Genomic DNA, 14,688 nt, shown 5'->3' with positions numbered 1-14,688 from the left:
ACTCCCCCTCCCCGCTATTCCCGTTTCGCTCCTAGGGGCGGACTACCAGCCAGGTGCCGGCGCCAATCATGGTGCAGCCGGCGACCATGTTCAGGGGCTTTCGCCATTGGGGATGACGGTGACGGGCAATCCGCTCGGCCAGCAACGCATAGATGGCCTTAACTCCACCCACACTGAAAACCGTAATCAGCAATACCGTAACAAGATACCCGACAGCCGGGGTGTGCATATCCACAAACAGGGGAAACAGGCTCGCGTAGAACACCATCGCCTTGATATCGCCCAGGGTGACCGCCAGCCCGGCCAGAAAGCTGGCCACCTTGCTACTCCCCCTGATGGACGCGCCGCTGACGGTTGTGTCACGACTGCGGATAAGCGTGATGCCGAACCACACCAGCCAGAGCCCGGCGAGAATTCGGACCAGCGAAAAAAAACCACCCAGCTGCCGCGCCAATTCGGTCATGCCCCACAGGGCAAGGCCGGCAAACAGCAGATCTGCCACCACAATACCGGCAGCGACCCAGAGGCCGTGCCCCACGCCCAGTCGGGCAGAACGCACCACCACCAGCGCCACACTGGTACTGGGCAGCGCCGCCAGCAGCATCATTACCGGTATCAGTAACAGTACCCCGTATCCATCCATGGCCATGCCCTGCCATCAATCTGTTGTCCATCAGCAAGGCAGCCATAAAGCCGCTACCCCGGTTGTCCTCGGCACCCTGAGCGCCAGGCGACAAGAGTGTCAGCGCCTACTCTACCGGCGCCTCGACACCACTGGCAGCCGCCGCCGGCTCCCGGCGATTGCGCAACGCCTTGTTATACAGATCCGCCAGCCCCTCATGGGCCGCCGCACTGAACCGTTTCAGTCTTTTGCGGGTTACCGTGACCTGTTCAAACGCCGAGGCTTGCAGCGAGTACTGCTGACGGCGCATGAGTCGCTCACCACGCTGTTGCAAGCTGGCCAGCTCCCGCTCCAGGGCGGGCAGTTCCTGGCGGAAGTATTCCAGCCGCTGTACCCGGTTGCTGGCCACCATGACCCGGCTGCGTAACACCCGGGTCTGATCCAGCAGGGTGCTGATCTCACTGAGCTCCTGCTTTCGTTGCCATTGCCGCGGTACGATATCCTCCTGCATTTCCCAAAGCAGAATGCCTTTGTAGAAATCCAGCTTGGCGGTCATATCCGGCCGTTTGCGCTTGCCCCAGCCACGGGTCTTGCGCTCCGCTTCCTGCTGGGCCTCCCAAAGGCGTTGCTCCTTGTCGGTGGCAAACGGCAGGGGGTCCTGCTCGGATACCGCCGTGTCATAGTCTCGCTGCAATCGGGTCAGGCGCTCCTGAAAATCCTGCTGGGACAACTCCCGAAGCAGGGCCTTCGCCTGGGGTCTGACCTGCTGATGCTTTCGCTCATGGGCGGCGAGCATGGTCTGCATGGCAGGCAGGGTATTCTGCCATTGGGTGAGCAGATTCCGCTGACGCATCAGCTCGTGATAATTGTGCCAACCATGCTGGAATTCCGTGGTGGCAAACCATTCATAAAACGTGGGGAAGCTCTTTACCCGTTTCGGCAGAAACGGCGGCACCGGGTCCATGGCGGTGGACCAGCGGGGCTCACCCACCATTTCCTCAAACCAGGCGCCGCTGGCAATGCGTGCCTCCACCTCCAGCAGGTATTGCTCCAGCCCGTCAAAACGTTCCAATGCGGTCTGGAAAGCCTGACGCGCGGAGCGCTGATCGCCCATCTGCTCGTAAAGGTAAGGGATGGCCAGCTGCGCTTCCTGCACCGTGGAGCGCTGAATTGATTGCCGGTCCAGTTTCTGCAGCACCGGCAGGGCCCGGGCCGGCTGGTTCTCGATCAGCAGGGCACGGGCATAAAGCAACAGGGATACATCGGCAAAGGGCCCTTCCAGGCGCGCGTCACGAAGCAGTTGCAGGGCACGGTCTTCCTGGTCGCTGCGCAGCATGTAAATGGCCAGGGCCAGCATGGCCTTGTCCTTGATGGCATTCACTTCCGGTGCGCCGGGCGGCAGATTGGCCAGCTCCCACAACCATTCCTGGCCCAGCCCCGGGTGCTTGCCATTGATCCAGCTGATCGCCAGGTTGTATCGCAGATAGGCATTGAGCGGGTGATTTTCAGCAAAGGCATCCAGGGATTCCGCCGCCTTCTCATAGCGACCCAGGCGCATCAAGACCCGTGCCCGCAGACTGAGGTAGACCTCTTGCAAGCCTTCAGGAGGGGTACCCACCTGCTGTTCCAGGGTCTCCAGGGCTCGCTGGTATTTTTGCTGGCGGTAGAAAAGACCGGCCAGATGAATCCAGGCTCGCTGGGCCACCTCGCCACTGACCTGCTGATCCAGCAGGGCACTGAAGACACGCTCAGCATCCTCCGGCATACCGTAGGCGCTGTACATGGCTCCCAGCAGCACCTCCAGGTCGGCCCGGTGCACATCCACCTCACCTCGCTCCAGGGCCATTTGCGCCCGGGTCAAGGCGGCAAAATAGTCGCCTTGCAGGTAGAGATAGGCCACTTCCCCATAGGCCAGTTCCTGTACCTGATGCGGCTTATCCAGCCGTCCCCAGGCCAGTGAGCTGACCAGCATCAACACCATGGCAGACCACTTCAGCATGCTCGCCTCAGCGCCAGTCACGGAACAGGAGACGGGGCTGCTGTTTGGCCTTATCGTCCTCGATATGCAGCTGCACGAAATGGCGACCATGGCGCTTGTCGAATCGACCGGTCACACCCCGGCGGATCTCGCGGCCCTCTGGCCCCATACCGGTCACGAAAGCAACGATCTCATGCTCGCCGTTCTTTACGTTGGCCAGTGCCAGCCGCTGCACCGCCCCGTTTTTCAGGGCACGCAATTCCCGCTCGGTATAAAGGTGGCTGGCCAGCACTTCACCATCCAGCTCCAGGGTCACACTGTCCGGCTGGAAGTAATGGCCCACATCCAGCGACACATAAATGCCCACCTGGGTATCCGCCGGGAACAGCAACTCCTCTTCCAGAAGCAACAGGCGTTTATTGACTTCCAGCACGTCGCGTTTGAAATCCGCCAGTTCCTTGTCCAGCTCGGCGGCATGAAGCTGGCTGGCAAACAACATCAACAGCAACACTACTACACGGCGCATTGCGCTCCCCCAATCCTGATGGTTTTTTGTGAATCTACCATAGCCATGTCCCTTTGACTGTTGTGATTGTCACAACTGATCCCCTCTTCACGTCAGCTTGTCCGACTAACGGCGATTCTTCCGCCATGACCAGCGAATCCCTTCCCTACCCGGTACTGATTACCGGCGCCAGTTCCGGTATCGGTCTGGCGCTCACTCACCTGCATCTGTCGCGGGGAGATCACGTCATTGCCAGCAGCCGACACCCTGACCACTCTCCACTGGCAACATTGAACGACCACAATGACCGCCTGAGGTTGATCCCGTCAGATCTGGCAACCGCCCAGGGGCCGGCCTCACTGGCTGCGGCCACCGCCGGATACACCGACCATCTGTCCCGTGTCATCCACTGCGCCGGTGTCTTGCACGACTCCGGTCACAATCGTTCCCCGGAAAAGCGCCTGGAAGATCTTTGCGCAGAAAACCTGGAATACAGCTTCCGTCTGAACGCCTGGGCCCCCATATTGCTGGCCCAGGGGCTGCTGCCACTGCTTCGTCAGCAACCGGCAGTCTTTGCCGCCATTTCCGCCCGGGTGGGCAGCATCACCGATAATCATCTGGGCGGATGGTACAGCTATCGCAGCAGCAAAGCGGCACTGAACCAGCTATTGCGCACCTTCGCGGTGGAAGCCCGCCGTCGGGCCCCTAAACTGACGGTGCTTGCCCTGCACCCCGGAACAACGGATACCCCCCTGTCGGCGCCTTTTCAATCCCGGGTACCGGAAGGAAAGCTGTTCTCGCCACCATGGGTAGCCGAACAACTGACCCAGCAGCTGGACAGGGCGACCCCGGAACAGAGTGGCCGCTTTATCAATTGGCAGGGGGACACGCTCCCCTGGTAACAGATACAAAATTGTCACACTTATCGCTTGCCACACCCCGCCGATCCGCGCCACTATCAAAAGGTCGATACACCTCGTGTATTGGCATCCATGCCGGCGGCCCGATCAGGATGCCGCGCCATGCGCGCCCCGCCAGGGGCGCGGTGGCGTGGCGGGAGACCGGGCCGTTCGGCATGCACCTATCCTGTCTCTCCGCGACAACTCATCCGCCTGCTTCATTGATGCAACTTTCCCGCTATGCTTGCCTCTAACCGGGCCCATGCAAAGGAGTTAGGGAATGAGAAAGATTGCTGCCATCTGGCTGATCATGGCTGCCATGATCACAAGCGGCTGCCAGACACTGGGATCACTGGAAGCCCCGGAAGTCAGCGTTACGGGCATTGCGCTCAATAGCATCAGCCTGTTCGAGCAGGAATGGGGATTGACCCTGCGGGCCCGCAACCCCAATGATCGGGAGCTGACCCTCAAGAGTCTCGACTACGAGATCTTCATCAACGGGGAAAAGTTTGCCCGCGGCCTCACCGGTGAGAGCGTGACCCTGCCCGCCATGGGCGATGCCAAGGTCAACACCACCATTACCACCAGCCTGCTGAGTAGCCTGAAGCAGTTACAGAACATCCAGCAGCAACAGGACAAGCCCCTGCAGTATCGGCTGGTGGGCAAGGCCCGCGTTGCCGGCGTACCGCTGCCGCTGTCTTTCGACAAGGAAGGCGAAATGACGCTGCCAGCGATGCCTTGAAGTGCCTGAGCGCATAGCAGCCTGATTTCGTTAACAACCCTTGCTGTAGGAGCGTCGCTCGCGGCGCGATGAAGGAGGCCAGAATCGCGCCGCCAGCGACGCTCCTACAGCCTATTCAAGAAACCTCTGTGATAACACGTCACTTCCTCTGCCGCTCGCGCCGAAACCGGGCCGGGGTCTGGCCGGTCCAGCGGCGGAAAGCGTGATTGAAGTTGGACAGCTCGGAAAATCCCAGCCGATCGCTGATCTCTTCCATGCCCAGCCCCCCCAGGAGTAACCACTGTTCCGCCAGCATCCGTCGCACTTCATCCAACAGCTCCCGGTAACCGGTGCCCTCAGTGCGCAGCTGCCGACGCAGTGTGCGACTGGTCACACCCAGCTCTGAGGCCATGGCCTCCATATCAGGAAAGCTGCCCGGTTGGCTGAGCAGGCGCCGACGAACCTGCAACGCCACCCCACCCTGTCGATAGCGCTGCACCAGTAGTTGCTGACACTGCTCTTCGCAGAGTCGGGCGGTGACCGGGTTAGCTTGCGGCAAAGGCATATCCAGCAGACCTGCCACAAACCGGGCCTGGTTGTGCGACTGATCGAAACGGGGCGGCAACCCGAAGATAGCGGTAAACGGCCCCGGGTCCTGCTCGGGCAGGCGCAGCACCAGGGAGGACAGCGGAATACGGCTGGCGAACAATTCTTCCTGGACCATCATCACCGCGCTGGCATCCCGAGCCAGCAGGTAGGGGCGAATGGTTTCCGGCAGCCCGCTGTCGTCCAGCATCAACACCGCCTCCCCCCGCTCCTCCTCAAGACGGATATCCAGAAAGGCAAAAGTCAGATCCAGATAGCGCACCCCCAGCTCCACCGCCTGCCGGAAGGTAGGGCTGCTGAGCAGGGCAAAGCCCCACACCCCGTAACTGCTCAGGTGGTAACGCTGCCCCATGGCCAGGCCATGTCTGACCGGATCGTCCAGCTGCGCACAGAGGTTCTCCACCACCCGGCGCTCCTGGGCCCGCTCGATGGTCGCTTCCGGCCGGTGCAGCATGGCCGGGTCAATATCGCTGCCGGCCAGACAGGCCCCCGCGTCCAGCCCCTGTTCGGCGGCGTAGGCCATTTGCAAACGCACACTGGTGATAGCTCGACGTACATCCATGAAATGTCCGTTTCCCACAATTTTCTGTCCCAGAATGCCATAAACAAGACGTATCCGCCCCGTTAGAGTAACCATCAATAAAAGATTACTGGGATGTTTACCATGCAAGTAACCCACAACGTGGTGATTATCGGTGCCGGCTTCGGCGGACTCGGTATGGCCATTCGCCTGAAAGCCCAGGGCGAAGAGAATATTTTGATGATTGAGAAGGGCCACGATGTGGGTGGCTGCTGGCGTGACAATACCTACCCGGGCGCCGCCTGCGATGTACCTTCGCACCTGTATTCCTTTTCCTTCGAGCGCCATTACCCCTGGAGCCGCCGCTTCGCGCCGCAGCAGGAAATCTTTTCCTACCAGCAATACTGCGCGCGCAAGTACGACTTGTATCGGCACATCCGCTTCAACACCGAAGTGGCCGAAGCACGCTACCAGGATGACAACGGCACCTGGGAACTGACGCTCACCAACGGCGACACCCTGACCACCCGGGTGCTGATCACCGCCACCGGCCAGCTCAACCAGCCCGCTTACCCGCCACTATCCGGTATCGAGGATTTTGCTGGGGCGCACTTCCACAGCGCCCGCTGGGACCACAACGTGGACCTGACCGGCAAGACCGTGGCCGTGGTGGGTACCGGTGCCAGCGCCATCCAGTTCGTGCCGGAAGTGGCCAAGGTGGCCGGCAAGGTAAAGCTGTTCCAGCGCTCCGCTGCCCATGTGATTGCCAAACCGGATCGCGCCTACAGCAAACTGGAACACCAGGTGCTGAGCAAGGCCCCCATTACCCAGACCCTGGACCGGCTGCGCATCTATGCCACCAATGAATCCCGCGCTCTGGGCTTCACCACCTTCCAGAAAGCCATGAAGGTGTATGAGTGGCTATTCCGCCGCCACCTGAAGCAACAGATCAAGGATCCCGCCCTGCGCGAGAAGCTGACCCCGGATTACCCCATGGGCTGCAAGCGCATCCTCATGTCCAACGATTATTACCCGGCCCTGGCCCAGGAGCATGTGGAAGTGATCAACCACGGAATCAGCTCGGTGGACCAGAGCGGCCTGACCGACAGCACCGGCACCCACCACGACGCCGATGTGATCATCTACGGTACCGGCTTCAAGGCCACCGACTTCCTCACCCCCATGACCATTACCGGCCGTGACGGGGCCGACCTGAATGCAGTATGGAAAGACGGCGCCGAGGCCTACCTGGGGATCACCGTGCGCGGCTTTCCCAACCTGTTCATGCTCTATGGCCCCAACACCAACCTGGGCCACAACTCCATCATCTACATGCTGGAAAGCCAGATTCATTACATCCTGCAATGTGTGGCGCAGATGGACGAACAGGACATCAAGGCACTGGAAGTGCGTGACCGGGTACAGGACGAATTCAACAAGACGGTGCAGGACAAGATCAGCAATACCGTCTGGGACAAGGGCTGCCACAGCTGGTACAAGACCGAAAGCGGCAAGAACACCAACAACTGGCCCGGCTTTACCTTCGACTACCGCCGCCAGACACGGACCCTGGACCTGAGTGACTATGACCTCCTTCGTTGATCGAATCAGCCGGGCCCAGTCCGGCACCCAGCAATTGCTGGCCGGCGCCCTGCGCCAGTCCCTGGCCATGCTGTTCAAACCAGTGGCCAACCCGCGCTTCAGCGTCAAGACTCAGCGCCGCTGGATGGACATCATGGCCAAGACCACCCTGGTCGCCCGAGATGTGCCCAGCCATGACGCGCCGCTGGGCGACGTGCCTTGTCGCCACTATGCGCCATTGAATGCCCAGGGGACCGTGCTCTACCTGCACGGCGGTGGCTATGTGGCCGGCAGCCCGGAAAGTCACCGGTCCGTTACCTCACACCTGGCGAAATTCGCCAATGCCCGAGTGGTGGTTCCGGACTACCGGCTGGCACCGGAGCATGCCTGCCCCGCCGCCATCGAGGATGCCGTGGCCGTGTACGATGCCCTGCTGGCAGAAGGGGTGGACCCTGCCACTCTGGTGATTGCCGGTGATTCCGCCGGCGGCGGCCTCGCTCTGGCAACCCTGCAAGCACTGAAGGCGAAAAAAACCGCCTTGCCCTGCAGCACCATCCTGATTTCACCCTGGGTGGACCTGAGCCTCAACGACCTGTTCGACACCGACCGGGACATCATGCTCAGCCCAGCCTGGCTGGCCAGCGCCGCTGACGCCTACGGCGGCGAAGATCCCACTCGGCCGGCCTGCTCCCCCCTCAATGGCGACCTGACCGGGCTGCCCCCGGTACTGATCCAGGCCGGCAGCGACGAGATCCTTCTCAACGACAGCCATCGCCTGTGCGCCGCCCTGAACGACGCCGGCACCCCGGCTCGTCTTCAGGTCCACCCACAACGCTGGCATGATTTCCAGCTCCACGCTGGCGTCCTGGCCGATGCGGATCAGGCGCTGATGACCTGCGCCCGCTTTATCCATAAACACTGGAAGGATGTCAGCGCATGAAACGTATCCTGATCACCGGTGCCGCCAGCGGCATCGGCCTGGCCACCGCCAGACATTTCCATGACAGCGGTTGGCGGGTGGGCCTCACGGATGTGAACGACACTGCGCTGGCCGAGCTGGCGGCCACATTGAACGACAGCTGGTACCGGCGACTGGATGTGACCGACAGCATTGCCTGTCAACACGCCTGCAGGGACTTTGCCGAAGACGGCTGCATCGATGTGCTGTTCAACTGTGCCGGCATCCTGCGCATGGGACCCTTCGAGTCCATCAGCGCAGAGCAGCACAAGCAGATCATCGATATCAACGTGACCGGGCTGATCAACATGAGCCTGGCCGCCCACCCTTTCCTTCAGGAAAGCCGGGCGGCGGCGATCATCAATATGAGTTCCGCCTCAGCCCTTTATGGTGTGCCACATTTCGCCTCTTACTCCGCCAGCAAGTTCGCCGTGCGCTCACTCACCGAAGCGCTGAACATCGAATGGGGTCGACAGGGTATTCGTGTGGTGGACATCATGCCCCCGTTCGTGAAAACCCCCATGGTGGAGCAAGCCAGCTTCCGTCCGCCGATACTGGACCGCATGGGCGTCAATCTGAGTGCCGACGACGTGGTGGCAAAGGTCTGGCAGGCCGCCAACGAAAAAGTCCCGGTGCACAACCCGGTGGGGCTCAGCTTCAAGCTGCTGAAGCTGTTGGACAAGGCGTTGCCCAGCGGCTCGACACGTCTGTTGCTGCAGTTCCTGAGCCGGGATTGACGCAGCTTCTCCGTAGGAGCGTCGCTGGCGGCGCGATAAAGGAAGTCAGAATCGCGCCGCCAGCGACGCTCCTACAGCCGGGGGGGGGGTCAAGCTAGGGCTCGTCCTGAGGTGCCAGGAAGGTAATCGTCACCTTTCTGCGCCCCCACTGCCTGGCCGCCTGTATGTCCTCACCCATGTAAATATCGATCTTCTTTTTCCAGCGCCAGTGCATCTTGTCCTTCACCTGCCAGGTCCCGGGCAAGCCCTCAATCTGCACCTCGGCATTGTAGTCCAGCCCCAGGGGGATCAGATCCCGTGACACCGCAATGGCCTTCATGCCCGGCGTGAGGCGATCGCCCCAGGCGGCCAGGGCATGGTCCGCACCGGCGCCCTGACCGTGAAGGGAATTGTACGCCGTGGCAGTCACTGTCATGGTCACCGTGTCCGCTGCAGCGGGGGTTGCAGTATCCGCCTCGCAACGCGCCACCAGCCAGGTCACCGCCAGCAATGCCAGGGTAAAGGCGCAGGCATTCACTCGCCGTTGCGGGCGGATTGCTAGACTCATTCGATGATTCTCCGTCTGGTCACACTTGTTATGCTTCACGGTCTGCTGTCGGCCTGCAACCTGGTTTCCGACAAAAGGGCGGAGGATACGGCTGCCCCTGCGCCCCTCACCGATACCCTGCGCCAATGGCAACCCGCCGGGGAGCCCGATGCGGTGATACTGGGGTTGCACAGCTTCGGTGACTACGGCGCCGCCTTCGAGGCGCTGGGCCCTTACCTTGCGGATCATGGACACCTGCTGGTCAGCTATGACCAGGCCGGATTCGGCGACCGAATCCAGCAGGGCCAATGGGCCGGGGAGGAACAACTGGTCTCGGAAGCCATCTTCCAGATCGAGCAACTCTATGAACGCTATCAACGTCCGGTGTTCCTTGTCGGGGAAAGCCTGGGGGGCGCCGTGGCGATCCTGGCAGCCCTGGAGGTGCCAGACAAAGTCGCCGGCATGGTGCTGGCCGGGCCCGCCGTACGTGAAGGCATTCGCCTGCGTTATGGCTGGAATGCGGCCATCGCCAGCGCCGCCTTCCTGGCCCCGGGATATCGTCTGACCGTGGACCGCCGCCCCGATGATCCGCACCTGGCAGACCATAGTGCCCAGCGGCTGGCAACGGATCCCCGGGTGATCCGTAATGTGCGCATGGATGCCTATTGGGGTCTGATCAAGCTGGCTGACAGCGCCAGCGACCGGGCGCCCTCGATCCAGACACCGTCACTGTTGCTCTACGGCGGCAAGGACAACTCCGTGCCTGCGGCCGGGATCAGCCATCTTCACGACCACCTGGCAGACCAGGGCGAATACCGCTTCTATCCCGAAGGGCCTCACCTGCTGCTCCAGGGTCCCCGGTGGCAGCAGGTGGCTGATGACATCCTCGACTGGATTGATCGCACCCCGCATTAGATTGGCCTCACAGGACGCACTCATACTGGTAAGCTGGCGCAAACCACAGCGGAGCAAATCATGAGCAAGCGTGTCCTGATTACTGGCGGCAATTCCGGCATCGGCTACTGTACCGCCGAGCAACTGGTCGGCCATGGCGCAGAAGTGTCACTGGCCTGTCGGGACCAGACCAAGGGCCAGGCTGCTATTGCTCGCATCAAGAATCGCCATCCTGACGCCAAGGTCCGGCTGTTCCCGCTGGATCTTTCCGATCTGGAGAATGTCCGCGACAATGCCGCGATGATCTACCGCGAGCTGGGCGAGCTGGACGTGCTGATCAATAACGCCGGCGTCGTGCCCACTCAGCAGGAATTCACCCGCGAGGGTTATGAAATGCAGTTCGGGGTCAATTATCTGGCGCCGGTGCTGTTCACCCACCTGATGTTGCCGCTGCTGAAGAAAGGAAATCAGCCACGCATCCTGCACGTCGCCTCCGTGGCGCATTGGCTGGGACGGATCAACAAGAACACCTGGCGCGGCCGCAAGCCCTATCTGGTGATGGATGCCTATGGCCAGTCCAAGCTGGGCAACATCCTGTTCAGCAATGTGCTTGCCGAGCGCCTGCGGGATATCGGCATTACCAGTAATGCGCTGCACCCCGGCGGCGTGGACACGCCGATCTTCCGTCATGTGCCCAAAGCGGCCATGGCCCTGATCCGCCCCACCCTTACCACTCCGGAAAAGGCGGCGACCCTGCCGGTGAGCCTGGCGCTGGACCCGCAGTACGCTGACATCACCGGGGAATACTTCGCCAACCACAAACCGGCCCTGCGTTCGCCACGGGCACGCAACCAGAAGCTGGCGGAAGAGTTGTATTTCGACACCATGGCCGAGCTGGACCTGCCGACGCTGTGAGAATCCCACCACTGAGATAACGCCTTTCCCGCAGGAGCCATGCCGGCATGGCGGAAGGGGCTTCAGGTTCGCAGGAAGAACCTTGCAAGCAGAGGATCCTTTTCGCCATGCAAGCATAGCTCCTACAAAGAGAGCGATTCCTCCACCCGTGCGGCCTTGACCTCTTCCTGAAGCTCGGGGTAGAAATCCAGGAATCCCTGCTCCAGCGCCGCATAGCGGGGCGCGATTTCCTCAATGATGCCAGCGAAGCGGTTGGCAAAACGGATGCGCCCGGCAATCACATCCAGTGCCTGCCCCACCCGCGCCAGATCCCGGTATTGATTAAGCAGATCGTGTTCGATCAGCCGCTCCACCCTTTCACGCATGGCCGCATGCATCAGCGGCAAGCCGGATTGCAGATGCGCATAGTGACGGCGAATGGCGGCCTCCCGATCATGGCGATAAAACGCCGCCCAGTGCTGCCAGAGAAAATGATCAAACAGCACATCCAGGGCCACGCCGGCAAAGCGGCGACGGTCCGGTGAAAAAGTGCGACGCTGGGCCTGCACCCAGGGATGGTGATCAGTAAACCGGTCCACCAGACGATGGTTGTCCAGGCCCCGACGCACCGGCGCACTGAGCCGGGAGCGTTCCACGCCATGCATGAAATCCCCCAGCACATTGCCGACTTTGGAGGGCACCGAGGGCTGGGCCAGGGAGAGATGCGCCAGGTAGTTCATGATCTGTCCTGAAATCCTTGCACCATCAGCAACCCGTCCAGGCGCCCCTCAACCGGGAGGCCAGCTGAACGGACGCCCCCCCAACACATGCACATGCAGGTGAAATACGGTCTGGCTGGCACCGGCCCCGTTGTTCACGTTCAGGCGAAAATCTTCCAGCCCCTCCTGCCCGGCTACCTGGCTGGCCACCAGCAGCAGGTGGCCCAGCAACGCCTGATCCTCTGCTTCTGCATCGGACAGCTTGGCAATCGGTTTCTTGGGGATCACCAGGAAGTGGGTGGGCGCCTGGGGATTGATATCCCGGAAAGCCAGACACTGGTCGTCTTCGAAAATGATATCGGCGGGAATCTCCCGGTCGATGATCTTGGAAAAGAGGGTTTCAGCCATGGTGGGTAACGCTCCGGATAGGCAGGAATGAACGGTTTCTCCGGCACAAGGTGTGCCCCGGTTCACAGCTCGCACGCTAACTGCTCGTAAAATGCTCGCTGCGAGTGACGTGCACCTTAGCGGCAGACCAGAATAATGGCATTATAGCACCTGAATCCATGACGTCAGGGTCGCATGACGCGCCATGATGACGTCATGGACTCAGGAGACAGTCTGTCGAAACCCAACCTGATTCCACCGGAACCGCATGGCCACACTTTTTGTCGAAAATTTAACCGTCGCCGATTTCTCCTATCTGCATCCCAAACGCGGCATGGTCGGTGAATCCTGGCTGGTCGATCTGGAACTCACCGGCGACCTGGATCATCAGGGCATGGTGTTCGACTTCGGCCATATCAAAAAACGCATCAAGCAGATCATCGACGACAGCGTGGATCATCGCCTACTGGTGCCGGTGGATAGTGAACACGCTACCGTGAGTGAACGGGACAACAACACCAGCCTGGAGTGGCTTTACCGGGGTGGCACCATCCGCATGGTGGCGCCCAGCGAAAGCCTGCTGCTGATGAACGGCCCGGAAATTTCCAAGGCCAACCTGACCCTGTTCCTGATGGACCTGGTGCAGCAGGTGGTACCGGAAAATGTGGCGGAAGTGCACATCGTGTTGCGCGAGGAAGATACCGGCACGGCCCCCTTCTATCACTATTCCCATGGCCTGAAGAAACACGACGGCAACTGCCAGCGTATTGCCCATGGCCATCGCTCCGGCATCCACATTTTCGAAAATGGCCGCCGCAGCCGCTACTGGGAAAAACTCTGGGCGGACCGCTGGGAAGATATCTACCTGGGTACCGAAGAGGACCTGGAAGGCACCTACTACATCGACGAAATCCCCCACCACCGCTTTCGCTACGATGCGCCCCAGGGGCATTTCGAGCTGGTCATCCCTGAGGACCACTGCTATCTGGTGGACACCGACACCACCGTGGAACAGCTGGCCGCCCACATTGCCGAGCAACTCGCCACTGAAGCCCCCGGCAAACACTTTCGCGTGCGGGCCTTTGAGGGCGTGGGCAAAGGCGCCATCGCCGAAGCCGGGGAAAACCTGCCCGGCAAGGCCCACAGTGGTTGGCTAAGTGGGGCGGCGGTGATTTGAGAAGCAACGGCTAGGTATGGGCTTCAAGCTGTAACGCGGGAAAGACTGCACCCGTACCCGCGCCCCAGAGGCTGTAGGAGCGTCGCTGGCGGCGCGATTGAATGTAGGAGCACCTCTTGCAGGTGCGAACCGAGCGTAGCGAGGCAACAGAGGATTGTCGTCAGCCGTTCTTTCTGCAATCTGACGCGCGCTGAAATGCCTGATCGCCCTACGGGCGATTTCCGCGCAAGCGCGGTTCGCTATGCAATCATAGCTGCTCCTACAAGCGGCTTCGTAGATATCTCAGCGCATGAGGAGCTTTTCAGGCTTGCCCTATCCCGGGAGCGTCGCTCGTAGCTACTCCTCCGCCAGAATACTTTCCGCCTCTTCCTGAATCAGCCGTCTCAACCAGCGATGGGCCACGTTGTGGTGCAGTAACGATGACCAGGCCATCTTCAGTTCGAACTGGGGAATATCAAAAGGCGGCTCCTTGATCAGCAAGCGTTCGTTCTGAGCCTGCATCCGCGCCACCCGGCTGGGGAGAGTGGCGACCAGGTCGTTGTTCATGGCCAGCAAGGCGGGCATCTGGTAGTGACGGGTAAAGATGCTGATCTTGCGGCTCTTGCCCAACTGCTCCAGGGCATGATCAATCCAGCCCAGGCCACCGAGTTTTTCCGGATTCATGCCGAACCCCACCCCGAAACCGGTCTTCGAGACCCAGATATGTTGCGCAGACAGGTAACTGTCCAGATTGAAATCACCGGCAATGGGGTTATCCCGGTTCAGCAGACAGGAAAAGGAATCCTTCCACAGACTCACCTGGTGAAAGGAACCGGGAATCTCGTTAAACCGGTTCACCGCCATGTCCACCCGACCCTGCTCCATGTCCTGGTAGCTCACGTCCGAAGGGGTCAGGAAGTCCAGCACCACGTGCGGGGCTTCCGCACGCAGGCGCCGCACGATATGACCCCTTCGGACGTGAGCT

The 14,688-nt window shown here is 60.9% G+C and carries 16 protein-coding genes; 8 read left to right on the top strand and 8 right to left on the bottom strand.

Annotated elements, in window-relative coordinates; translation table 11 throughout:
* Positions 1 to 31 precede the first annotated feature (31 nt).
* The 3 genes from A3714_RS01050 to A3714_RS01040 form a co-directional block, all read right to left on the bottom strand.
* Positions 32 to 649 (bottom strand): LysE family translocator, encoded by a 618-nt coding sequence (locus A3714_RS01050; RefSeq protein ID WP_082844662.1) that lies wholly within the window; start codon positions 647 to 649, stop codon positions 32 to 34.
* A gap of 100 nt (positions 650 to 749) precedes the next feature.
* A complete protein-coding gene (locus A3714_RS01045) occupies positions 750 to 2,621 on the bottom strand; it encodes a lipopolysaccharide assembly protein LapB (protein ID WP_063508600.1) in 1,872 nt (623 codons plus the stop codon).
* A 7-nt stretch (positions 2,622 to 2,628) separates the two neighbouring features.
* Positions 2,629 to 3,126: a hypothetical protein gene (locus A3714_RS01040; RefSeq protein ID WP_062815842.1), complete on the bottom strand. Its 498-nt coding sequence runs from the start codon at positions 3,124 to 3,126 to the stop codon at positions 2,629 to 2,631.
* Positions 3,127 to 3,251: 125 nt separating this feature from the next.
* Between A3714_RS01040 and A3714_RS01035 the strand changes: the two genes are divergently transcribed.
* Positions 3,252 to 4,007 (top strand): SDR family NAD(P)-dependent oxidoreductase, encoded by a 756-nt coding sequence (locus tag A3714_RS01035; RefSeq protein ID WP_062815841.1) that lies wholly within the window; start codon positions 3,252 to 3,254, stop codon positions 4,005 to 4,007.
* A gap of 277 nt (positions 4,008 to 4,284) precedes the next feature.
* Positions 4,285 to 4,746 carry an LEA type 2 family protein gene (locus tag A3714_RS01030; protein ID WP_063508601.1) on the top strand — a complete coding sequence of 154 codons (462 nt, stop codon included), beginning with the start codon at positions 4,285 to 4,287 and terminating at the stop codon, positions 4,744 to 4,746.
* 139 nt (positions 4,747 to 4,885) lie between these two features.
* Here the strand turns inward: A3714_RS01030 and A3714_RS01025 are convergent, their stop codons facing one another.
* A complete protein-coding gene (locus A3714_RS01025; RefSeq protein ID WP_063508602.1) occupies positions 4,886 to 5,893 on the bottom strand; it encodes an AraC family transcriptional regulator in 1,008 nt (335 codons plus the stop codon).
* 102 nt (positions 5,894 to 5,995) lie between these two features.
* Here A3714_RS01025 and A3714_RS01020 point away from each other — a divergent pair, with 102 nt between their 5' ends.
* Genes A3714_RS01020 through A3714_RS01010 form a run of 3 tightly spaced genes read left to right on the top strand, consistent with a single transcriptional unit; the run spans position 5,996 to position 9,127 of the window.
* On the top strand, positions 5,996 to 7,453 hold the full coding sequence (locus A3714_RS01020; protein WP_063508609.1) for an NAD(P)/FAD-dependent oxidoreductase: 1,458 nt from the start codon (positions 5,996 to 5,998) through the stop codon (positions 7,451 to 7,453).
* Positions 7,437 to 8,372 (top strand): alpha/beta hydrolase, encoded by a 936-nt coding sequence (locus A3714_RS01015; RefSeq protein ID WP_063508603.1) that lies wholly within the window; start codon positions 7,437 to 7,439, stop codon positions 8,370 to 8,372. Before A3714_RS01020 ends, A3714_RS01015 begins: the two co-directional genes overlap by 17 nt.
* A complete protein-coding gene (locus A3714_RS01010) occupies positions 8,369 to 9,127 on the top strand; it encodes an SDR family oxidoreductase (RefSeq protein ID WP_063508604.1) in 759 nt (252 codons plus the stop codon). The genes A3714_RS01015 and A3714_RS01010 overlap by 4 nt, the downstream gene beginning before the upstream one ends.
* 94 nt (positions 9,128 to 9,221) lie before the next feature.
* On the opposite strand, the gene A3714_RS01005 is transcribed toward A3714_RS01010, so the two are convergent.
* Positions 9,222 to 9,674, bottom strand: a complete 453-nt coding sequence (locus A3714_RS01005; RefSeq protein WP_062815835.1) for a 3D domain-containing protein — start codon at positions 9,672 to 9,674, stop codon at positions 9,222 to 9,224.
* A gap of 30 nt (positions 9,675 to 9,704) precedes the next feature.
* On the opposite strand from A3714_RS01005, the gene A3714_RS01000 reads away from it, so the two are divergent.
* Together A3714_RS01000 and A3714_RS00995 are read left to right on the top strand one after the other, a co-directional pair.
* On the top strand, positions 9,705 to 10,568 hold the full coding sequence (locus tag A3714_RS01000) for an alpha/beta fold hydrolase (protein ID WP_231866012.1): 864 nt from the start codon (positions 9,705 to 9,707) through the stop codon (positions 10,566 to 10,568).
* Between the two features lie 60 nt (positions 10,569 to 10,628).
* The gene (locus A3714_RS00995; RefSeq protein WP_062815834.1) at positions 10,629 to 11,462 is read left to right on the top strand and encodes an SDR family oxidoreductase; all 834 of its coding nucleotides are present in this window, start codon (positions 10,629 to 10,631) and stop codon (positions 11,460 to 11,462) included.
* Between the two features lie 122 nt (positions 11,463 to 11,584).
* Here the strand turns inward: A3714_RS00995 and A3714_RS00990 are convergent, their stop codons facing one another.
* A complete protein-coding gene (locus A3714_RS00990) occupies positions 11,585 to 12,181 on the bottom strand; it encodes an ACP phosphodiesterase (protein WP_063508605.1) in 597 nt (198 codons plus the stop codon).
* A 48-nt stretch (positions 12,182 to 12,229) separates the two neighbouring features.
* A complete protein-coding gene (locus A3714_RS00985; protein ID WP_062815832.1) occupies positions 12,230 to 12,568 on the bottom strand; it encodes a histidine triad nucleotide-binding protein in 339 nt (112 codons plus the stop codon).
* Between the two features lie 247 nt (positions 12,569 to 12,815).
* Between A3714_RS00985 and A3714_RS00980 the strand changes: the two genes are divergently transcribed.
* The gene (locus A3714_RS00980) at positions 12,816 to 13,724 is read left to right on the top strand and encodes a 6-carboxytetrahydropterin synthase (protein WP_062815831.1); all 909 of its coding nucleotides are present in this window, start codon (positions 12,816 to 12,818) and stop codon (positions 13,722 to 13,724) included.
* 336 nt (positions 13,725 to 14,060) lie between these two features.
* Here the strand turns inward: A3714_RS00980 and A3714_RS00975 are convergent.
* The coding region (locus A3714_RS00975) for a LysR substrate-binding domain-containing protein (RefSeq protein ID WP_231867807.1) at positions 14,061 to 14,688 on the bottom strand (628 nt) is incomplete at its 5' end.

The organism is Alcanivorax sp. HI0007 (assembly GCF_001635525.1).
Classification (GTDB): domain Bacteria; phylum Pseudomonadota; class Gammaproteobacteria; order Pseudomonadales; family Alcanivoracaceae; genus Alcanivorax.
Note: the sequence above shows the minus strand (reverse complement) of the source record. Positions and strands in the feature narration are given on the sequence as shown.